The sequence below is a fragment of the Caulobacter sp. 05T431 genome, from assembly GCF_056665975.1.
Genome location: NZ_JBFTKU010000009.1, coordinates 100472 through 122023, shown reverse-complemented (window position 1 = coordinate 122023; position 21552 = coordinate 100472). Strand labels below are relative to the sequence as shown.

Below are 21552 nucleotides of genomic sequence, written 5' to 3'. Positions count from 1 at the left end.
TGTCCGCCCTGCGCGCCGCTATCGAGGGGACGCGTCCCGATCCAGCCTAGAACGCACGAACGCCGCGAGCGGTGCTTTTCGCCGCGCAAAGAGCCGATGGTGGAGACTGCCCAACATTTGGGCGCCCTCCGATCACCGACGGAACCGGGGCGCGGAAGCGATCCGGGAAATTTCACCGCGTGACAGTCGGCGGGGGGGCGACTACAGGGGTTCGGGGGCGCTCGCGCGGGGACTCGGAAGGCTTGGTGCGTAAGAGATTTGCCCTTGGCGTGACCGCGGCGGCCCTGATGGCCGCCAGCCACGCCAACGCGGCCGAACCCGCGGCCAGCATCACCGGCGTCGAGGACAAGGCGCTGCGCGAAGCGATCCAGCGCGCCATGGTCGAGGCCAAGGCGCCGCCGCGCAGCCGTTCGGAGGCCCGCCGCCGCGCCCGCGACGCCGGCGACGACGCCGTCCAGGTGCTGCGGTCGGAAGGCTATTACGCCTACGTGGTCGAGCCGGACGTCTCCGAAGCCGATCCGCCCCGCGCGATTCTCAAGATCACCCCCGGCCCGGTCTTCGTGATCGCCGATCCCAGGCTGGCCTGGAGCGGGGCTGAACCGGACGAAGGCGTCGTCAAGCGCGCCGAAAGCGTGATCCGCCTCGTGCCCGGCGCGCCGGGCCGCGCCGTCGACGTCCTGGCGGCCGAAGGGCGCGTCGTCTCTCAGGTCCAACAGCTGGGCTACGCCGACGCCGCGGCCGAGCCGCGCGAGGTCGTCGTCGATCACGCCGACCACACCCTGCGGCCCGTCTTCCACATCGCGGCGGGAGACCTGACCCATGTCGACGGGATCGAGGTGGTGACCCAGGGGCGTTCGAACCCCGCCTGGATCAAGCAGCTGGCGCCCTGGAAGTCGGGCGACATCTACGAGCCGGACGATATCGCCGAGCTGGAACGCCGTCTGCGCGACACCGGCGTCTACGACACGGTCTCGGTCTCGCTGGCCCCCAAGGACAAGGCGCTGGCCGACGGCCTGCGCCCGGTGATCGTCACCGTGTCCGACCGCAAGTCCCGGACGGTCGAACTGGCCGCTAACTATTCCAGCACCGACGGGCCCGGCGCGGACGCCAAGTGGATCCACTACAACCGCTTCCACCGGGCCGACACCACCACCCTGACGGCGCGCCTGGGCCGGCTGGACAGCCGCCTGGAAGCCGAGCTGGCCCTGCCGCACTGGCGGCGCAGCCAGCAGACCCTGAAGCTGAACACCGCCATCTTCCGCGAAGACACTGACGCCTATGTGGAAACCGGCCTCCATCTCGGCGCGGACCTGACCCGCAAGCTGCGGACGACCGTCTATCGCACCTACGGCGTCTCGCTGGACTTGTCGCAGGTCGACTCGCCCAAGACGGTCAACGGCGTGACAACCGACGTCCAGCAGAACTTCGCCACCTTCACCCTGCTGGGCGCCCAGGCCTGGGACCACTCCGACAACATTCTGGACCCGACCAAGGGCTGGCGGCTGGACGCGCGGGCCGAGCCGACCGCCATCACCGGCGACCTGACCATGGCCTTCCTCAAGGTCCAGGCCCAGACCACGGCCTACCTGCCGTTCGGCCAGGGCGCGCGCACCGTGCTGGCGGGACGCTTCAAGGCCGGCCAGATCCTGGGCGGCACCATGCCGGAGGTGCCGGCCTCGAACCGCTTCTACGCCGGCGGCGGCGGCTCGGTGCGCGGCTATTCCTATCAGGCCATCGGTCCGCGCATCGACAACACCACCACGCCGCAGGGCGGCCTGTCGGTGCTGGAGACCTCGCTGGAGCTGCGCCACAAGTTCACCGACAAGTGGGGCGGCGTGGCCTTCGTCGACGCCGGCGGGGTCGGCGTGGACAAGTGGCCCAACGGCGATGATTTCGGAGTCGGCGTGGGCGTCGGCATCCGCTACGACCTGGGCTTCGGGCCGATCCGCGCCGACATCGCCATGCCGATCAGCAAGCGCGAGGGCGATCCGTCGTTCCAGGTCTATATCAGCATCGGGCAGGCCTTTTGACCGAAGCCCAGACACCCCCCGGCGGACCGCCGCCTGAAGACGCGACGGAGGTCGTCGCCGAGGCCGCGACCAAGGTCGCGCGCAAGATCGGCTGGCCGGGCCTGATCATCATCGTCTCGGTGAGCCTGGTGGTGCTGGTCGGCGTGCTGCTAGGCGGCGTGCGGTTCGGGGCGGTCACCCCGCAGGGCCGCGCCTTCCTGGAGGCCCGCACCAGCGGCCTGAAGCTGGGCCGCATCGGCCGCCTTAAGATCGAAGGCCTGACCGGCGACATCTGGGACGCCTTCGGCGTGCGCCGCCTGACGATCAGCGACGAGAAGGGCGTCTGGCTGGAGGCGTCCGACCTGTACGTCGACTGGCGGCCGGCCGAACTGTTCTACCGCCGCTTCCACGCCGACGAGATCACGGCCCGCCAGGTCGTGGTGCTGCGTCGCCCAACCCTGACCCCGAAGGGCAAGTCCAGCGCCGCGCCGCTGTCGGTGGACCTGGACCACGTGGCTCTGCGCCTGATCACCCGTCCGGAGTTCAGCCGCCGGGCCGGCGACTTCGACCTCAGCGGCGACTACGAGTCCCAGCGGCTGGGCGGCCAGAAGGGCGCCATCACGGCGCTGAGCCGCATGCACGCCGGCGACCACCTGAAGCTCGTCTTCGACCTGGGGCGCGACAAGACCCTGCTGCTCGACGCCGAGGGCCGCGAGGCCAACGGCGGGGCCTTGGCCGGGGCGCTGGGCCTGTCGCCCGACCGGCCGTTCGACCTGGACGCCAAGGCCCACGGCACCACCAGCCAKGGCGCCTTCACGGTCTTGGCCCGATCTGGATCGGCCACGCCGCTGAAGGCGGGCGGCGCCTGGACGCCGCAGGGCGGATCGGCGGCGGGCCATATCGACCTGGCGGCCTCCACCCTGACCGACCGCGAGGAGAAGATGTTCGGGGGCGACGCGGCCTTCTCGATCGTCGGTCGCAAGGCCGGCGCGTTCAACGTGCTGGACCTCAAGATCGACAGCCAGAACCTGAACCTGACCGCCCACGGCCCCGCCGACCTGGGCAAGCGGATCACCGCGCCCGAGGGTCTGAAGTTCAACGCCCGGGTCGCCAACCTCTCGCGCCTGACCCCGCTGCCGACGATGGGCGCGGGCGTAGCCGAGGGGGTCTTCCGCCTGACCGGCGACGGTTTCCTGGTCGACGGCCGTATCGACGTCCGCGACCTGTCCTGGCTGGGCTACAAGCTGGCGCGGGCCAAGGGGCCGGCCACCGTCGGCTGGAAGCGCGGCGAGCTGAGCATCAAGGCCGAGGCCACGACCGAGGGCGGAGGCGGGCAGGGCCTGCTGGCCGTGCTGGGCCGTTCGCCCTCGGCCCAGTTCGAGGGCGCGCGGTTGAAGGACGGCCGCTTCCTGATCCGCTCGGCCAAGGTCCAGGCCCCCAACCTGAAGGTCGACGCCCAGGGCGAGCGCGGCATCCTGGGCGGCCTGTCCTTCAAGGGCGAGGCCAAGGTGGCGTCCCTGGCGCCGGTCCATGCGGGGATGGCCGGGCAGGTCACCGCCAAATGGTCCGCCAGCCAGGGCGTCAACAAGCCCTGGATGCTGAACGTCGATGCGCGCGGCGGCAATTTCGCCACCGGCCTGCCGGAGCTGGACCGCCTGCTCGGCAAGACCCCGCGGCTGGAGGCGCGCGGCTCGTGGGCCAACGAGCGCCTGTCGGTGGCCGACGCCAAGCTGGACGGCTCGGCCGCCTCGGTCCGGACCGCCGGCGTGCTGGGTCCGGGCACGGCCCTGGCCTTCAAGCTGGACTGGACGGCCACCGGACCGTTCGTGGCCGGCCCGGTCGAGGTGGCGGGCAAGGCCAAGGGCACGGGGGCGCTGACCGGAACCCTGGCCGCGCCCAAGGCCGACCTGATCGCCGACTTCGATTCCATCGACGTACCGCGTCTGCCGCTGAAGGACGCCCACGTGGTGCTGTCCTTCTCCAAGCGTCCGGACGGCGGCGACGGCACGGCCTCGATCGAGGCCGGCAGCCAGTACGGTCCGGCCAAGGGCCACGCGGCCTTCAACTTCGCGCCCGGCGGGCTGGAGCTTTCCGACCTGGACGTCGACGCCGGCGGGGCCAAGGCCAAGGGCGCGGTTTCGCTGCGCAGCGGCCGTCCGGCCACGGCCGACCTGACGGTGGCCATCGGGCCCGGCGCCTTCCTGCCCCAGGGGCGGGTCAGCGGCACGGCCAAGATCACCGACGGCGCGGCGGGCGCCGTGGCCCAGCTGGACCTCGCCGCCGAGGACATCGCCAGCGGGACCTGGAAGGTCCGGCACGCGGCGATCAAGGCCGCCGGTCCGATGGCGCGCCTGCCCCTTACGGTCGACGCCCGGGGCGAGTCGCCCTCCGGCCGCTGGAAACTGAACGGCTCGGGCGTGCTGACCCAGGGCGGCGAGGACTACCAGCTGGCCCTCGACGCCACCGGGGCCATGGCGCGCACCGAGGTCAAGACCCGCGAGACCGCCCAGATCCGCTTCGGCGGGCCGCGCACCAGCGCCCGGCTGCGGCTGTCGGTGGGCGACGGCGCGGCCGATCTCGACGCCGACGTCGGCGGCGACCTGGCCTCGCTCAAGGCGCAGCTGACGGGGGTCAGCCTGACCGCGATCAATCCCGACATGGCCGGCAAGGTTGACGCCCGCGTGTCGCTGAACGGTTCGGGCCCGACCCTGACCGGCGACTTCGACGCCCACCTCGTCGACGCCCGGGAACGCGGMCCGCGCACCGACCGATCGCTGAACGCCGAGATMCGCGGCGTGCTGCGCGACAACCTGATGACCATCAACGCCACCAGCTCCAACAGCCAGGGCCTGCAGGCCAAGGCCGAGGTGACCCTGCCGACCGAGGCCTCGGCCAAGCCGTTCCACCTGGCGATCAGCCGCGAACGGCCGGTGCGCGGTCAGTTCACGGCTCAGGGCGAGATCAAGCCGCTGTGGGACCTGCTGGGCAGCTCCGAGCGCAGCGTGTCGGGCAAGGTCGACGCCGAGGGCGAGCTGGCCGGCACCCTGGCCGATCCGCGCCTGACCGGCCGCGCCAGCCTGGAAGGCGGACGGGTCGACGACGGCCAGACGGGCCTGAGCCTGCGCGATGTCATCGTGCGGGTGGCCCTGGCCGACAACGCCATCGACGTCAGCCAGGTCTCGGCCGGCGACGGCCAGGGCGGGACCATGTCGGGCTCGGGCCGGATCAGCCTGGCCCGCGACGGGCTGGGCAGCTTCAAGCTGGATCTGAAGGGCTTCCGCGTCATCGACAACGAATTGGCCACCGCGACGGCCAGCGGTCAGACCACGGTCAATCGCGGCGCCGACGGCAAGGTCAAGATGGTCGGCGCCCTGACCATCGACCGCGCCGACGTCTCGGCCCAGACCAAGACCCCGGCGGGCGTGGTCTCGCTGGACGTGATCGAACGCAATCGACCGGACGACATGGATCAGGGCGTCGAGGTCCGCAAGGTGGCTCCCGGCAGCGGCATGCTGCTGGATGTCACCCTGACGGCGCCGCGGCGGATCTTCGTGCGGGGCCGGGGACTGGACGTGGAGCTGTCGCTGAACGCCCATGTCGGCGGCTCGACCAACAGTCCTGTCCTCGACGGCGAGGCGCGCATGGTGCGGGGCGAGTACGATTTCGCCGGCAAGCGCTTCGAGTTCGAGCAGAGCGGCACGGTGAGCCTGGCCACCCAGTTGGACCGCATCCGGCTGGACCTGACCGCCGTGCGCGAGGACCCGACCCTGACCGCCGTGGTCAAGGTGCAGGGCACCGCCGCCAAGCCGGAGATCACCCTGACCTCCAAGCCCGAGCTGCCGCAGGACGAGGTGCTGTCCCAGGTGCTGTTCGGCTCGTCCGCCGCCAACCTGCAGCCGATCGAGGCCGCCCAGCTGGCCTCGGCCCTGGCGGCCCTGGCCGGCGGCGGCGGCTTCGACGTGATCGGCAACCTGCGCAGCCTGGCGGGGCTGGACCGGCTGTCCTTCGCCGACAGCGCCACGGGCATGACCGTGGCCGGCGGCAAGTACGTCACCGACGACGTCTATATCGAGATCATCGGCGGCGGCCGCGAAGGGCCCTCGGCCCAGGTCGAATGGCGCGTGCGGCGGGCGCTGTCGCTGATCTCCAAGCTGGGCAGCCAGGGTGACGCCCAGCTTTCGGTGCGCTGGCGGAAGGACTACAACTAGCCGGCTTCTCCGTTCCGGCCCCGGCCGGGACCCGACGCGTTCGAAGCAAGGCTGTTGCGCGGGCCACCGGTTTCCCCTGGCGAGGAAGCACGAATTGCCCGCGGCCCTTGGTTTAGTTTGAACTGAGGGAGACAGTGGATTTATGCGACTCAACGACGAGGATCGCGCCGTCCTGCGACATCTGGCCGACCAAGGGCCGGTGATCATCGACCGGGCGATAGGCTGGTGCGCGATCAACTCCGGAAGCCGCCACCTGGGCGGGCTGGAGCGCCAGCGGCAAGTTCTGCTCGAGGCCTTCGGAAACCTGCCGGCCGCGCCGACCGACATCCCATTGGGCACCTCGCCCGAGGTGGGCGCCGACGGCCGGATCGGCGAGCAGGCGCATCCGGCGGCGATCGCCGTGGTCGTGCGGCCCGAGGCGCCGGTCCAGGTCGTGCTGACCGGTCACTACGACACCGTCTATCCCGAGACCTCCGGCTTCAGAACCGTGATCACGCGGCCCGACGGCGCCCTGCACGGGCCGGGGATCGCCGACATGAAGGGCGGCATCTCGGTGATGCTGGCGGCGTTGGAGGCGTTCGAGCGCCATCCGCTGGCGCACAAGGTCGGCTATCGCGTTCTGCTGTCGCCCGACGAGGAGATCGGCTCGGTCGCCTCGGCCCCGATCCTGGCCCAGTTCGCCCGCCAGGGGCACGTGGGCCTGACCTACGAGCCGGCCCTGGCCGACGGAGCCCTGGCCAGCGCCCGCAAGGGCTCGGGCAACTTCCACATCGTGGTCCACGGCAAGGCGGCCCACGCCGGGCGCGACTTCGCCGCCGGCCGCAACGCGGTGATGGAGGCCGCGCGGATCGCCCAGGCCCTGCACGCCCTGAACGGGCTGCGCGACGGCGTGACCTGCAACATCGCCAAGATCGACGGCGGTTCGCCGCTGAACATGGTGCCCGACGTGGCCGTGGTGCGCTTCAACGTCCGCTTCCCCGCCGCCGAGGACGCGGCCTGGTTCGAGGCTGAGGTCGACAAGATCGTCGCCGGAACGGGGGAAGGGCTGCACGCCCACCTGCATGGCCGCATCACCCGCGGCGCCAAGCCGTTCAACGCCGCCCAGCAACGGCTGTTCGGGGCGATCAAGGAAGCCGGCGCCCTGCTGGGCCAGGACATCGCCTGGAAGCCCTCCGGCGGGGTCTGCGAGGGCAACAACCTGTTCGCCTCGGGCCTGCCCAATGTCGACACCCTGGGGGTGCGCGGCGGCGACATCCACAGCGAGGCCGAGCACGCTTGGCCCGACAGCTTCGTCGAGCGCGCCCAGCTGTCGGCCGTGATCCTGATGAAGCTGGCGAGCGGCGAGATCGACGGTCCCGCCCTGCGCGCCGCCATGACCGACCTCGCGGAGACCCACTGAGCATGCTTGTCGTCCGTCCCGCGCTGCCCGCCGATTTCGACAGCCTGATGGAGCTGGCCGTCCTGTCGGGCCGCGGCTTCACCAGCCTGCCGGAGGACGAGCACACCCTGCGGGCTCGTCTTGAGCTCTCCCAGAAGAGCTTCCATTCCGAGGTCGCCGCGCCCGAGGCCTGGTACACCCTGATGCTCGAGGACCTGGCCGAAGGGGACGTGGTCGGCGTGGCCGGGGTCAAGGCGGGGGTGGGCCTGAAGCGCCCGCATTTCTCGTTCCGCGTCGTGACCCTGGCCCAGTCTTCTCCCACGCTGGACAAGCGGTTCGACCACCGGGCCCTGGTGCTGGTGAACGAATGCGCCGGCTGGTCCGAGGTCGGTTCGCTGTTCCTCAAGCCCGAGCGCCGCAAGGGCGGGGCGGGGCGTCTGCTGGCCCAGTCGCGCTACATGCTGATCGGGCTGGAGCCGCAACGCTTCGCCGAGATGGTGCTGGCCGAGCTGCGCGGCTGGTTCGACGAGGACGGCKGCTGTCCGTTCTGGGATCACGTGGCCAGCAAGTTCTTCCGGCTGGAGTTCGACGAGGCCGACATGATGAGCGCCTCGACCGACGGCCAGTTCATCCTGGACCTGGCCCCGCGCCACCCGATCTACGCCGAGCTGCTGCCCCAGGTGGCGTCCCAGACCATCGGCCGGGTGCACCGCGAGGGCGAGGCGGCGCGGGCCATGCTGGAGACCGAGGGCTTCCGCTTCTCGGGCCTGATCGACATCTTCGACGCCGGCCCGACCGTGGCGGCGCGGCGCGACGACATCAAGACGGTGCGCGAGGGCCGGCGGCTGCGTGTGCGGCTGGGCGAGGACGCCTATGGCGAGGAGGCCCTGATCTGCTCGGGCGCGGTGGCCCGCTTCCGGGCGGTGCGCGCCCCGGTGCTGATCGACGGCGAGAGCGCGATCATCGGCCGGGACGCGGCGGCGGCCCTGGGCGTGAAGGACGGCGAAATGGTGCGGGTGAAGGCATGAGCGGCGTGTTCATCGACGGCGTCTGGCGGACGGGCGCGGGTTCCGAGGCGACCTCGGTCGATCCCACCACCGGCGAGGTGATCTGGCGCCAGGCGACGGCGAGTCCGACCGATGTGGCCGCGGCGGTCGAGGCCGCGCGCAAGGCCTTCCCCGCCTGGGCCGACCTCTCGCGCGACGAGCGGATCGCGGTCCTGCGCCGCTACAAGGACGTGCTGGTGGCCCGCACGGCGACCTTCGCCGAGGCCCTGAGCCGCGAGACCGGCAAGGCGCTCTGGGAGACCAAGGCCGAGCTGGGCTCGATGGCCGGGAAGGTCGAGGCCTCGATCAAGGCTTATGACGAGCGCACCGGCGAGCACGCCAGCGACATGGCCTTCGGTCGCGCGGTGCTGCGCCACCGTCCGCACGGCGTGATGGCCGTGCTGGGCCCGTTCAACTTCCCCGGCCACCTGCCCAACGGCCACATCGTGCCGGCCCTGCTGGCCGGCGACACGGTGGTGTTCAAGCCGTCGGAAGAGACGCCCCTGGCCGGCCAGCTGCTGGTCGAGGCGCTGGAGGCGGCCGGCGTGCCGCCGGGTGTGGTCAACCTGGTGCAGGGCGGCCGCGAGGTCGGCCAGGCCCTGATCGACCAGGAGATCGACGGCCTGCTGTTCACCGGCTCCGCCGCCGCCGGGGCCTTCTTCCGCCGCCACTTCGCCGACCGGCCGGACGTGATCCTGGCCTTGGAGCTGGGCGGCAACAATCCACTGGTGGTCTGGGACGTCGGCGACGCCGAGGCCGTGGCGGCCCTGGTGGTGCAGTCGGCCTACATCACCACCGGCCAGCGCTGCTCGTGCGCCCGGCGGCTGATCGTGTCGGACGACGCGGCGGGGCAGGCGGTGATCGACGCCGTCGCCGCCCTGTCGGAGCGCCTGGCGGTCGGGCCCTGGAACGGCCGCGAGGAGCCGTTCATGGGCCCGCTGATCTCGGACCGCGCCGCCGCCATGGCCCTGGCCGGAGCCAAAGCCATGCCTGGCCGAGCCGTGCGGCCCATGACCGCCGTCGACGGCCTCAGCGGGGCGTTCGTCTCGCCGGGTCTGGTCGACGTGACCGGCCACGCCGTGCCGGATGAGGAGCTGTTCGCGCCGCTGCTGCAGGTGCGCCGGGTCGGCTCGTTCGACGAGGCGATCGCCGCCGCCAACGCCACCCGCTACGGCCTGTCGGCCGGGCTTGTCTCCAATGAAACAGGGCGTTGGGATCACTTCCTCAAGCGCATCCGGGCCGGGGTGGTCAACTGGAACCGGCCGACCACGGGCGCCGCCGGGACCATGCCGTTCGGCGGTCTGGGCAGCTCGGGCAACCACCGGCCCAGCGCCTACTACGCCGCCGACTACTGCGCCTATCCGGTGGCCAGTTTCGAGGCGCAGGCGGTGGCCAATACCCTGGGCGATATCAAGGGTCTGCGCGAATGAGCTCGCGAGCGGTCGAGGCCAATTGCGACGGGCTGGTCGGGCCCACCCACTCGTATGTCGGCCTGTCGCCGGGCAATATCGCCAGCCAGATAAACGCCGGCGAGGTTTCCAATCCGCGCGCCGCTGTGCTGGAGGGCCTGACCAAGATGCGCAAGCTGGCCGACTGGGGCGTGCCCCAGTTCGTGCTGCCGCCGCACGAGCGGCCGGACCTGGCGCTGCTGCGGGCCATAGGGTTCTCGGGAACCGACGCCGAGGTGCTGGGCAAGGCCTGGAAAGACGCGCCGGCCCTGGCGGCCGCCGCCTGTTCGGCCTCGCCGATGTGGGCCGCCAACGCCGCAACGGTCACGCCCAGCGCCGACACCGCCGACGGCCGCGTTCACTTCACCCCGGCCAACCTGCTGACCAACCTGCATCGCAGCCTGGAAGGTCCCCAGACCGCCCGCGCCCTGCGCCGCCTGTTCCCGGACGAGGCCCGGTTCGCCGTCCACGATCCGCTGTCGGCCCAGTCCCATTTCGCCGACGAGGGCGCGGCGAACCATGTGCGGCTGTGCGCCGACCACGGCGATCCGGGCGTGAACCTGTTCGTCTGGGGCCGCGAGGCGTTCGAACGCTGGGACGGCCGCTATCCGGCCCGCCAGACCCTGGAGGCGTTCGAGGCCATCGAGCGCCGCCACGGCGTGGCGCGCGGCGTCTTCGCCCGCCAGGGCCGGGCGGCCATCGACGGCGGGGCGTTCCACAACGACGTGGTCTGCGTCGGCACGCGCGAATGTCTGCTGTTCCACGAACGCGCCTTCGAGGACGGCGCGGCGATGCGGAACGGCGTGCAACGCGCCGCCGACGGCCTGTTCGAGCCGGTCTTCGTCGAGGTCTCCGAGGCCGACCTGCCGATGGACGACCTGGTGAAGAGCTATCTGTTCAATTCCCAGCTCCTGGTCCTGCCGGGCGAGGACCGGCTGGTGCTGCTGGCGCCGGGGGAGACACGGGACAATCCGCGCKCCCACGCGGTCGCCCAGGGCCTGGCCAGCTCGAACGGTCCGATCGGGCGGGTCGAGTACGTCGACGTGCGCCAGAGCATGCGCAACGGCGGCGGCCCGGCCTGCCTGCGGCTGCGCGTKGTGCTGACCGAGGCCGAGCTGGCGGCGACAAACTCCGCCCAGCGTTTCGACGCGGGCCTGCACGAGCGCCTGAACGCGTGGGCCGAGCGCCGCTATCGTGACCGTCTGGCGCCCGCCGACCTGGCCGATCCGGCGCTGATCGTCGAGAGTCGCGAGGCGCTGGACGAACTGACAGCGATCCTCGACCTTGGCGGTGAGTTCTATCCGTTCCAGCGAGCCGCCTGACCATGAGCGACTTCACCGTCCGGCCCGCGCACGCCGAAGACGCGCCGGCCATCCTGGCCCTGCACCGCAAGGTCGCGGCCCTGCCGGGCGGCCTGGCGCGCGAGCCGCACGAGGTGACCGCCGACTATGTCGCCCACGCCATGGCGGCCGCTGCGGACGGCGGGGTCGGTCTGGTGGCGGTCGGCGCGGACGGCGCGGTGTGCGGCGAGCTGCACGTCGAGCGGATGAAGGTCGGGATCTTCACCCACGTGCTGACCGACCTGACGGTGGCCGTCGATCCGGACTGGCAGGGCAGGGGCGTGGGCTCGGCCCTGTTCCGCGTCCTGATCGAGACGGCCCGGACGATGACCCCGCCGGTCGGCCGCATCGAGCTGTGGACCGGCGCGAACAATCTGGGCGCCCAGAGGCTGTACGAACGCCTGGGCTTTCGGATCGAAGGCCGCATGGTCGGACGCGGCCGCTATCCCGACGGCCATGTCGAGGACGACATCGTCATGGGACTGCTGCTGGATTAGCGGCGCAGGGCGGTCAAGGCCTGCGGGAAGCGACGCGACAACGGCGCCTCCACCGCGCCCAGCTCGATCGCGAAGTCGCCCGAGCCCTCGGGACGCAGACCTGTCACCCGCGCCGGATTGACCAGCCACGAACGATGGGTCCGCAGGAAGCCGTGCCGGGCCATGTCGGCCTCGAGCGCGCTCAATGACGACCGCATCAGCGGCCGCCGATCGTCGGCGAGCACGAACTCGGCGTAGTTCCCGGCCGAACGCACGGCCAGGATCTCGGACACCGGCACGCGCACCAGCCGGGCGCCGTCGCGGATGTCGAAGGTCGGCGCGGTCGCCGCCGTCTGCGCGTGGTCGGCGGCCTCGCGAGCGCTGCGCCTCAGCGACAGGTAGTAGATGATCGAGGCCAGACCGTAGGCCATCAGGTCCTTGCGGAACTCGTAGGGGAATTCGGTCGACAGCGGCCCGAACCGGTAAGGCTCGCCCATGAAGGCCAGGTAGGCCAGCTTGCGCAGGGTCACGAAGCCGGCGACATGCAGCACCGAATAGAGCACGACCGCGACGAGGTGGACCGGCGCGGCGCGCCACCAGCGAGGGGAGGTTCGGGTGGTCCAGACCGCGACGGCGGCGGGGATCATGAAGATCGCCATCGTCACCAGGGCGCTGCTGCCTTCCCAGATGGCGGGGGCCAGCGTGCCGAGGCGCGGCGCGTCGTGGCGGATGGTCAGGACGTTGACCACGGCGATGCACGAGATCAGGCAGACGCCCAGCACCCAGGCGCGTCCGAGGCCCAGACGTTCTTCGCCGCTCAGCCCGAAAAGCGCGCCGTTCGTCCCTGTGGGTTTTCCGCTCGTCCCTGTCGGCGGCCGCCCGTCCCCTGGCCCTTGGCTCCCGGCGGAGGTCCGGGTCACGACGTTCGCATCGTTTTTCAAGCCGGACGCCTCGCCATGCCTTCGCCCGTCATGCCTTCAACGGTCTCAATGCCCGATCGCCGCTACGACCTCGACTGGATTCGGGTCGGCGCGTTCTTCCTGCTGATCCTCTACCACGTCGGCATGTTCTATGTGCCCTGGGATTGGCACGTGAAGTCGCCGCATCCGGTGGAAGCCCTGGAACTGGCCATGTTCCTGACCAATCCCTGGCGGCTGACGCTGCTGTTCCTGGTCTCGGGCGCTGCGACCCGATTCATGGCCGACAAGGTCTCGGTCGGAAAACTGACCACCATGCGGGTGGCGCGCCTGTTGCCGCCGCTGCTGTTCGCGATGGTCGTGATCGTGCCGCCGCAGTCCTATTACCAGGTGGTCGAGTACATCGCGGCCCATCCGGGCACCTCGCTGAGCGTCGACCATTTCTGGGTTCGCTACATCACCGCCTCGGGTCACTGGTGCAGCCCGGACGGCTGCCTGATCACCCCGACCTACAACCACATGTGGTTCGTGGCCTATCTGTTCCTCTACACCCTGGCCCTGGCCGCCCTGCTGCTGGTCTGGCGTCGTCTGGGGCAGCATCTCCAGGCGGGCGCCGAGCGCGTCTTCAAGGGTCTTGGGCTGTTCGCCTGGCCGATCCTGTTCCTGGGCCTGCTGCGCGGCACGCTCTACGTCCGCTACGGCGAGACCCACGCCCTGGTCGGCGATCACTATGTGCACGCCGTCTCGTTCTCGGCCTTCCTKCTGGGGTTCGGCCTAGCCAAGTCGGAKGCGCTGCGCGAGCGCCTGATCGCCGCGCGCTGGCCGGCCCTGGCCCTGGCCGTCGCGGCCTACGCCGGCTGGGCGGCCTACGCCTGGACCTATCGCAGCGATGCGCCGATCCCGCCGCCCGGCCTCAAGCTGGCCATGCGCTTCGTCTACGCCACCGACACCTGGTGCGCGATCGCCGCCATCCTGGGCTTCGGGGCCAAACACCTGAACCGCGGCGGTCCGGCCCTGCGCTACCTGACCCTCGGGGTGTTCCCGTTCTACCTGGTCCACCAGACCCTGATCGTGGTCATGGCCCACCACCTGGCCAAGTTTAACCTGCCCCAGCCGCTGGAAGCCGCGATCCTGATCGTCCTGACCTTCGCCGGCTGCTTCGCCACCTACGAGATCGTCCGCCGGGTTCCCGGCGTGCGGATCCTGTTCGGCCTGAAAGGTCAGCCGCCCGCCGAGGCCAGTCGCCCGCCGGCCTTCGCATAGGCCTGGGTGCCGGCGGTGATCACCCGATCGCCGCCGGCGATCTCGGCGATGCCCAGGTCGCTGGCCCCGGCCAGGCGCTCGTAGAGGGCCCCGAAGTCGCGCAGGGTCACCTCCTGCAGGGTCTGGATCGAGGGGATGACGAAATAGATCTGCTGGAAATCGTCGATCCGATAGGGCGTGCGCATCACCCGCTCCAGATCGAAGCCGATGCGGTTGGGAGAGGGATCGTCGAGGGCGAAGATCGACTCCGTGCGCGAGGAGACGATGCCGGCGCCGTAGATCCGCAGCCCCGCCTTGGTCTCCATCAGGCCGAACTCGACCGTGTACCAGTAGAGCCGCGCCAGGTTGGTCAGCCGCCCCAGTCCCAGGGCCCGTTGACCGCCCTGGCCGTAGGCCTGCATGTAGTCGGCGAAGGTGGGGTCGGTCAGCATCGGCACGTGGCCGAAGACATCGTGGAAGATGTCGGGCTCCTGCAGGTAGTCCAGCTCATGCGGCTTGCGGATGAACTGGCCGGCCGGAAAGCGGCGGTTGGCCAGGTGGTCGAAGAACACGTCGTCGGGCACCAGGCCCGGCACGGCCACCACGCTCCAGCCAGTCAGGCGCTGGAGTTCCTCGTTGATCCGCTTGAAGTCGGGAATGCCCGAGCGATGCAGGTCCAGCGCGTCCAGTCCGCGCAGGAACTCGTCGCAGGCCCGACCGGGCAGCAGGGCGGTCTGGCGCTCGTACAGGGTGATCCAGACGTCGTGCTCGGCCTGGGAATAGGCCTCCCATCCCTGGTCGATGGTCCAATCGGCGGCCGCCCCGGGCGGCGGTTCGGGCAGGATGTGCAGTGCGTCCATGACGACAGTCTAGGCCGCGCCGGAGAGTAAAACCTTCCGACCATGCCTCTTCCGAACGGTGTTTCGAGAAGGGTTTTGCGCGGGCGGCGATGCTGGAAGACGAAAGATGTCGCCTAAGGCGTTGCGCGCGCAGGTAGAGCTGACTAACGTCACCGTAGCACGCAACCTTGGGGGAGGAGCGCGATGCCCTACGAGAGTCCGCTGGTCGAAGCGGCGAGGCAGTCCCACCGGCGAGCGCCCAGGCCCTGCKGCGCGCCGGCCGTCACCGCGCACATCGGCTTCTGGCACCGGCTGCAGGCCAGCTCGGGCGAGACGGCGGCCGAGCATATCCGCAACGGCGCCGCGGCGTTGAGCGGCGCCTATCAGGAAATCAACGCCGCGATCCACCGTTTCCAGGAACTGCTGGGCATTCCGCCCGAGCGCCGGAAGCGGTTCGTCGACAGCCACGCCGGCGACGCGCCGGAACACTACCTCCCGCTGGAATTCGAGTTCGGCGGCCTGATCGGCAAGGCGGTCTTCTCGCGCAACAGCGAAGCCGTCAGCGCCACCTTMATCATCGACCTTTCGAAGGAGCCCGGCGACCAGCTCTATCCGCTGCCGGGGCGTTGGGTCCGCGAGGCGGCCGACAATCTGAAGGCCGGCTTCGCCGATCTGGCCGGGCAACTGCCCAAACCGAACGATCCGGGCCGGCTGCAGAGACACGCCGATTATCTGTACGACGGCTTCTGGGCTCTGTTCTTCCGCAATCTCGAGATCGAGGCGATCGTCGGCCGAGGCGGTGGGGACTGGCAGAAGTTCGTCGACGTGCGCGGCGTCGTGCTCAATGTGGGCGACGAAAACAACGTCCACCGGGTCAAGGCCGAGCCGCTTCCGCACGACTTCCTCAACGTGGTGCCCAGCTTCGACGGCGCGGAATCGGCCGAGGCGCTGCATCGGGTCTGGCCGTTCGTGCAGGCGTCCCATACCGAGGCGCGGGACGTCGAGTTCGTCATGAACAAAGTGCTCGCCGGGCGGGCCCTGTTCGTCTCGGCGTTCGGCGACCTGGGCGTCGGGATCGCCCGTCCGAAGTCGCCGCCGGCGCGCGTCGGCTCGGGCGTGGTGCGCTATCTGGTGATGACCAACGGCCTGGGCGCGACGCGTCTTCGACCGGGAAGCCAGGTCGAGGTGCCGTTCAATCGCTGGCAGATCGGACGGCTGGTCTTCCGGCTGCATGAATTGGCGACAATGCGGATGATGGCCCTGCGCGACCTGCGGCTGGTCAAGGGCGCCGGTCAGCAGGCGATGGTGCTGGGCAGTCGGCTCGACGAGCTCTATCGGCGACAGACCCAGGGCAAGCAGACCACCCGCGATCAGATCAACGACCTCTTCAAGGCGCTGAACAACCTGGGCTCGGACGCTGTCGGCGGGCTGAGCTACCGGATCAATCGTTCACGCCTGATGGCCCAGGGCTACAAGCAGACGCTGCTGGACCTGGAGATCGAGCGCGTCGACGGCTGCCAGCCCTACGACGAGTTCGTGCGTCGCCGGCTGTATCACGAGTTCGATACGATCGACCGGATCGGCATCCGGGTCGAGAGCCTGTCCAACCGCGCKGCCAATCTGCTGTCGCTGGTCGATACCACCAACCAGCTGGAGAACGGACGGGACATCGCCAGGCTGACCTCGCAGCTCAACAAAGGGCAGCAGGTGATGTCCGACAGCCAGCGGTCGATGGTGGTCAGCCAGCAATCGATCGCCGAAAGCGAACGGCAGATCGAACACCTTCAAACACGTGCGGAGCTGCTGATCGGCTGCGGCGCCGTCTATTACGTCAGCAGCATGCTGGAGAAAGCGCCATTCTACGAACGGTTCGCGCCGGCTTGGTTCAAGCACGGCGCGTTCTTCCAATGGCTCGGCGACGACCAGGCTGCCGATGCGGTGTTCAACATCGGCTTGGTCGGCTTGGCTTTCCTTGTCTGGACCCTGTCATCCCGCTGGTTTGCGTCGAGAAGACGGTCGCGACGCCGGGCGCGGCAACAGCAAGCCTAGTGCGAGATCCGCGGCCGCAGCTTGTACGCCCCGTGGTCGAAGCTCTCGAAGATCACCGCCGTCTGGGGGTGGCCCACGGGCTCGCCGGTGTCGTCGGCCAGCAGGTTCTGCTCGGAGACGTAGGCGACGTAGGTGTTGTCGTCGTTCTCGGCCAGCAGGTGGTAGAACGGCTGGTCCTTGGTCGGCCGGATGTCCTCGGGAATGGAGTTCCACCATTCCTCGGTGTTGGCGAACACCGGGTCGACATCGAACACCACGCCCCGGAAGGGGAAGATGCGATGTTTGACCACCTGGCCGATCGCGAATTTGGCGAGTCTCGGGTTCATGTCGCTCAGTTTACACGAGTCTCCTGACTAGAACCTGAACGTAGAGTTCCGTGCCCGGATAACAAGGCGAGGCCTTCCGGTGGGGGAATCCGGCCGCTATGCTCGCTCCCGAAGTGAGGCGGTTCGGCTCGAATCGCCTGCGAGACAAGGTGGAACGACCATGTCGGAGGCGCCGCGAGCGCCCGGCGCGCCTCAGCCTTCGGGCTCGGGCCGGCGCCGGCCGCCAGGCGAGCAGTCGTGCTATGCGGCGCTSGACCTGGGTACGAACAACTGCCGCCTGCTGGTGGCGACGCCTTCGCCGCGCGGCTTCCGCGTGGTCGAGGCCTATTCCCGGATCGTCCGGCTGGGCGAGGGGCTTTCCCAGACGGGACAGCTGTCCGACGAGGCCATGGACCGCTCGATGGCGGCCCTGAAGGTCTGCGCCGAGAAGATCCGCCGCCGCAAGGTGGTTCGGGTCAAGGCGGTGGCCACCCAGGCCTGCCGGGGCGCGGTCAACGGTCCCGATTTCGTCCGCCGGGTCGCCGAGGAGACCGGCCTGCGGCTGCAGATCATCACCCCCAAGGAAGAGGCCCAGCTGTCGGTGGCCGGCTGCATGAGCCTGTTCGACCGCGACGCCGAGGCCGCCCTGGTGGTCGATGTGGGCGGCGGCTCGACCGAGCTGTCGTGGGTGGACCTCAAGGGCGAGGGGCTGGACAGCAAGCCCCGCCAGTTCGCGACCTGGAAGCTGCCGATCAAGGCCTGGCTGTCGATCCCGATCGGCGTGGTCACCCTGGCCGAGCGTTTCCCCGAGGGCGAGCGGGCGGAGGAGGGGTGGTTCCGGGCCATGGTCGACGCTGTCAAGGCGCGGATCGAGGCCTTCCCGCACGCCGAGCCGATGCGGCGGCTGTTCGAGAGCGGCCGGGCCCACATGGTCGGCACCTCGGGTGCCATCACCAGCCTGGCCGGCCTGCACCTGGGCCTGCCGCGCTACGACCGCAACATCGTCGACGGCCTGTGGATGCAGCGTCACGAATGCGAGGCGGCCGCCGATCGGCTGTTGACCCTCACGCCCCGGGAGCGCGCTCAGGAGCCCTGCATCGGGGCCGATCGCGCCGACCTGGTGCTGGCCGGCGCGGCGATATTGCAGGCCGTCCAGGAGCTTTGGCCGTGTTCGCGCGTGCGTGTCGCCGACAGGGGGCTTAGAGAAGGCCTCCTGATGTCCCTGATGTCCGATCAGCAGAAGAAGCCGCGCCGGCGTCGGCGAGGCGGCGCCGGTCGGTCGTCCCGCCCTTCGACGGTGAACGCATGAACGACGAACCTCCCCGCAAGCGCATGGTCAAGCCGCCGGCCGGCGGCAACGAGAGCGGCCGCGCCAAGCCGGCGCGCCTGAAGACCGCCTTCGGCCGCACGCCCAGCCAGCAGGCCTGGCTGGAGCGGCAGATCAACGACCCGTTCTCGGCCAAGGCCCGCGCCCTGGGCTATCGCAGCCGCGCGGCCTTCAAGATCAGCGAGATCGACGACAAGTTCCATTTCTTCCGCAAGAACGCGCGGGTGATCGACCTGGGCTGCGCGCCCGGCGGCTGGCTGCAGATCGCCGTGGAGCGCGGCGTGACCCAGCTGGTCGGCGTGGACCTGCTGCCGGTCGACCCGGTGGCCCCCGCCCACATCCTGGAGATGGACTTCACCGACCCGTCCTGTCCGCCGAAGCTGATCGAGTTGCTGGGCGGCGCCCCGGACCTGGTGATGTCGGACATGGCCCCCAACACCGTCGGCCACCGCGAGACCGACCACCTGCGGATCGTGGGCCTGATCGAGATCGGGGCCGAGTTCGCCATCGAGGTGCTCAAGCCCGGCGGCGCCTTCGTGGCCAAGGCCTTCCAGGGCGGCGAGACCGCCGAGGTGATCGCCCGCCTGAAGAAGCACTTCGACAAGGTCGTGCACTTCAAGCCCAAGGCCAGCCGCAGCGACAGCTCCGAGGTCTTCCTGGTCGCGACCGGGTTCAAGGGGCGGTAAGCCCTCCAGGCCGGGCTAGGGTATTCGACCGATTGCCGGGCGCGGCCTGCGGGCCTGTTCTCTGCTGCGCGCAGTCTCGCGCAGACGTGAGAGTACCCCGATGTCCAAGTCTTTCAGCCTCGCCGTCGCCTTGGCCTTCGCCCTGTCGGCCTTCGGATCGTCCGCCCTGGCCGACAAGCAGTGCCGCGACTCCAAGGGCAAGTTCATCAAATGCCCGGCCGCTTCCGCGCCGGCCAAGCCCAAGCAGTGCAAGGACGCCAAGGGCAAGTTCGTCAAATGCGGCTCGCCCGGCGCCAAGCCGGTGAAGTAGGGCGACTGGCGCCCGCGAATTTTCGTCCCATTTCTGCGGTCGGGCGGGTCGACAGGTGGTCGTCCCGACGCTATACCCGCGCCGCAAAATGGAGACTCCAATGGAGATTCGCGAAGGGCTCACCTTCGACGACGTTTTGCTCGAACCCGGTCCGTCAGACGTCATGCCCACCCAGGTGACGACCGAGACCAAGTTCACGCGTGAAATCAGTCTGAACATCCCGCTCGTGTCCGCCGCCATGGACACGGTCACCGAAAGCCGGCTCGCCATCGCCATGGCCCAGGCCGGCGGCATGGGCATCCTGCACCGCAACCTGACGGTGGAAGAACAGGCCGACCACGTGCGCGAGGTGAAGCGCTACGAAAGCGGCATGGTCATCAATCCGCTGACCATCAATCCCGACACGACCCTGGCGGAAGTCCGGGAGATCACCGCGCGGCGCAAGATCTCGGGCTTCCCGGTCGTCGAGAAGAAGACCGGCAAGCTGGTCGGTATCCTGACCAACCGCGACATGCGGTTCGAAGGCGACGACAAGGTCCCGGCCTCGGCCCTGATGACCCGCGAGAACCTGATCACGGTTTCCGAGGGCGTCGATCACCGCGAGGCGCGCGAACTGCTGCGCAAGCACAAGATCGAGCGCCTGATCGTCGTCGACGACGCCTATCGTGCCGTCGGCCTGATCACCGTCAAGGACATCGAGAAGGCCCAGGCCCACCCCCTGGCCGCCAAGGACGACAAGGGCCGGCTGCTGGTCGGCGCCGCCTCGACCGTCGGCGACGCCGGGTTCGAGCGGTCGATGGGTCTGGTCGAGGCCGGTGTCGACGTCGTCGTCATCGACACCGCCCACGGCCACTCCAGCCAGGTCGCCCAGGCGGTCGCCCGCCTGAAGCGCGAAGCCAATCGCGTGCAGATCGTGGCCGGCAACATCGCCACCTACGACGCCGCCCGCGCCCTGATCGACGCCGGCGCCGACGCGGTGAAGGTCGGCATCGGCCCGGGCAGCATCTGCACCACCCGTATCGTCGCCGGCGTGGGCGTGCCGCAGCTGACCGCCATTGCCGAAGCCGTCCGCGCGGCCCGCGAAAGCGGCACCCCGGTCATCGCCGACGGCGGCATCAAGTACTCGGGCGACCTGGCCAAGGCCATCGCGGCCGGGGCCTCGACCGCCATGATGGGCTCGATGTTCGCCGGCACCGAAGAGGCGCCCGGCGAGGTGTTCCTGTACCAGGGACGCTCGTACAAGAGCTATCGCGGCATGGGCTCGGTGGGCGCCATGGCCCGCGGCTCGGCCGACCGCTATTTCCAGAAGGACATCACCGACAGCTTCAAGCTGGTGCCGGAAGGCATTGAAGGGCAAACGCCTTTCAAGGGCCCGATCGCCCCGGTGCTGCACCAGCTGGTGGGCGGCCTGCGGGCGGCCATGGGCTATGTCGGCGCGCCCGACATCGCCGAGTTCCAGAAGCGGGCCCGCTTCGTGCGGATCACCGGCGCCGGCCTGCGTGAGAGCCACGTCCACGACGTGATGATCACCCGGGAAGCGCCGAACTATCCGAGCGCGGTCTAGCCCGGTGCGGATGGCCCTCGAACTTCAGATGCTGGGCTGGGCCGTCGTGATCGGCCTGGTCCACCTGCTCTGGGCGGCCGCGGCCGCCCAGCCGCAGCGCGGCCTGAAGTGGAACGTGGGCCCCCGCGACACGCCGGTGGTGCTGACGGGAATGGCGGGGCGCCTGGAACGCGCCTTCGCCAATTTCCGCGAGACCTTCCCGTTCTTCGCCGCCGCCGTGCTGGTCGCCTATCTGGGCGGACGCCTCGGCATGCTCTCGGCCCATGGAGCGGTGCTCTATGTCGGGGCGCGGGCGGTCTACATCTTCCTCTACGCCTTCGGCGTGCCGTATGTGCGCTCGCTGGTCTGGCTGGCTTCCTTGATCGGCATCTGCCTGATCCTCGCGGCCTTGGTGATCTGAAAGCAAAA

At 69.9% G+C, this 21552-nt stretch carries 17 protein-coding genes; 14 read left to right on the top strand and 3 right to left on the bottom strand.

What is annotated here, in order from left to right:
• The first annotated feature begins 245 nt into the window (after positions 1-245).
• The 7 genes from AC1U89_RS10660 to AC1U89_RS10630 all read left to right on the top strand — a co-directional run bounded on the left by AC1U89_RS10660 (position 246) and on the right by AC1U89_RS10630 (position 11926).
• Positions 246-2030 (top strand): autotransporter assembly complex protein TamA, encoded by a 1785-nt coding sequence (locus tag AC1U89_RS10660; RefSeq protein WP_479899678.1) that lies wholly within the window; start codon positions 246-248, stop codon positions 2028-2030.
• The gene (locus tag AC1U89_RS10655; protein WP_479899677.1) at positions 2027-6217 is read left to right on the top strand and encodes a translocation/assembly module TamB domain-containing protein; all 4191 of its coding nucleotides are present in this window, start codon (positions 2027-2029) and stop codon (positions 6215-6217) included. Before AC1U89_RS10660 ends, AC1U89_RS10655 begins: the two co-directional genes overlap by 4 nt.
• 142 nt (positions 6218-6359) lie before the next feature.
• Positions 6360-7616, top strand: coding sequence for a hydrolase (locus AC1U89_RS10650; protein WP_479899676.1), 1257 nt, complete (start codon positions 6360-6362; stop codon positions 7614-7616).
• A 2-nt stretch (positions 7617-7618) separates the two neighbouring features.
• Positions 7619-8623, top strand: a complete 1005-nt coding sequence (locus AC1U89_RS10645) for an arginine N-succinyltransferase (protein ID WP_479899675.1) — start codon at positions 7619-7621, stop codon at positions 8621-8623.
• Entirely contained in the window at positions 8620-10071 is a 1452-nt protein-coding gene (astD, locus tag AC1U89_RS10640) for a succinylglutamate-semialdehyde dehydrogenase (RefSeq protein ID WP_479899674.1), read from the top strand. Before AC1U89_RS10645 ends, astD begins: the two co-directional genes overlap by 4 nt.
• Positions 10068-11411 (top strand): N-succinylarginine dihydrolase, encoded by a 1344-nt coding sequence (gene astB / locus AC1U89_RS10635; protein WP_479899673.1) that lies wholly within the window; start codon positions 10068-10070, stop codon positions 11409-11411. The genes astD and astB overlap by 4 nt, the downstream gene beginning before the upstream one ends.
• Positions 11412-11413: 2 nt before the next feature.
• Positions 11414-11926 carry an N-acetyltransferase family protein gene (locus tag AC1U89_RS10630; RefSeq protein ID WP_479899672.1) on the top strand — a complete coding sequence of 171 codons (513 nt, stop codon included), beginning with the start codon at positions 11414-11416 and terminating at the stop codon, positions 11924-11926.
• On the opposite strand, the gene AC1U89_RS10625 is transcribed toward AC1U89_RS10630, so the two are convergent.
• On the bottom strand, positions 11923-12687 hold the full coding sequence (locus AC1U89_RS10625; protein ID WP_479899671.1) for a LytTR family DNA-binding domain-containing protein: 765 nt from the start codon (positions 12685-12687) through the stop codon (positions 11923-11925). The two genes, AC1U89_RS10630 and AC1U89_RS10625, sit on opposite strands and share 4 nt — an antisense overlap.
• Before the next feature lie 207 nt (positions 12688-12894).
• On the opposite strand from AC1U89_RS10625, the gene AC1U89_RS10620 reads away from it, so the two are divergent.
• Entirely contained in the window at positions 12895-14085 is a 1191-nt protein-coding gene (locus AC1U89_RS10620) for an acyltransferase family protein (protein WP_479899670.1), read from the top strand.
• On the opposite strand, the gene phhA is transcribed toward AC1U89_RS10620, so the two are convergent.
• Positions 14043-14924, bottom strand: coding sequence for a phenylalanine 4-monooxygenase (phhA, locus tag AC1U89_RS10615; protein WP_479899669.1), 882 nt, complete (start codon positions 14922-14924; stop codon positions 14043-14045). The genes AC1U89_RS10620 and phhA overlap by 43 nt on opposite strands.
• Before the next feature lie 183 nt (positions 14925-15107).
• On the opposite strand from phhA, the gene AC1U89_RS10610 reads away from it, so the two are divergent.
• Positions 15108-16952 carry a DUF3422 family protein gene (locus AC1U89_RS10610; RefSeq protein ID WP_479899668.1) on the top strand — a complete coding sequence of 615 codons (1845 nt, stop codon included), beginning with the start codon at positions 15108-15110 and terminating at the stop codon, positions 16950-16952.
• Here AC1U89_RS10610 and hspQ read toward each other — a convergent pair.
• The gene (hspQ, locus tag AC1U89_RS10605; RefSeq protein WP_029914740.1) at positions 16949-17278 is read right to left on the bottom strand and encodes a heat shock protein HspQ; all 330 of its coding nucleotides are present in this window, start codon (positions 17276-17278) and stop codon (positions 16949-16951) included. The genes AC1U89_RS10610 and hspQ overlap by 4 nt on opposite strands.
• Before the next feature lie 160 nt (positions 17279-17438).
• Between hspQ and AC1U89_RS10600 the strand changes: the two genes are divergently transcribed.
• The 5 genes from AC1U89_RS10600 to AC1U89_RS10580 all read left to right on the top strand — a co-directional run bounded on the left by AC1U89_RS10600 (position 17439) and on the right by AC1U89_RS10580 (position 21544).
• Positions 17439-18566: a Ppx/GppA phosphatase family protein gene (locus AC1U89_RS10600; RefSeq protein ID WP_479899667.1), complete on the top strand. Its 1128-nt coding sequence runs from the start codon at positions 17439-17441 to the stop codon at positions 18564-18566.
• A complete protein-coding gene (locus AC1U89_RS10595; protein WP_029914734.1) occupies positions 18563-19270 on the top strand; it encodes an RlmE family RNA methyltransferase in 708 nt (235 codons plus the stop codon). Before AC1U89_RS10600 ends, AC1U89_RS10595 begins: the two co-directional genes overlap by 4 nt.
• Positions 19271-19370: 100 nt before the next feature.
• Positions 19371-19580, top strand: a complete 210-nt coding sequence (locus AC1U89_RS10590; RefSeq protein ID WP_479899666.1) for a hypothetical protein — start codon at positions 19371-19373, stop codon at positions 19578-19580.
• Between the two features lie 100 nt (positions 19581-19680).
• Positions 19681-21144: an IMP dehydrogenase gene (gene guaB, locus AC1U89_RS10585; RefSeq protein WP_479899665.1), complete on the top strand. Its 1464-nt coding sequence runs from the start codon at positions 19681-19683 to the stop codon at positions 21142-21144.
• A gap of 4 nt (positions 21145-21148) precedes the next feature.
• Entirely contained in the window at positions 21149-21544 is a 396-nt protein-coding gene (locus tag AC1U89_RS10580) for an MAPEG family protein (RefSeq protein WP_479899664.1), read from the top strand.
• The last annotated feature ends 8 nt before the right edge of the window (positions 21545-21552 follow it).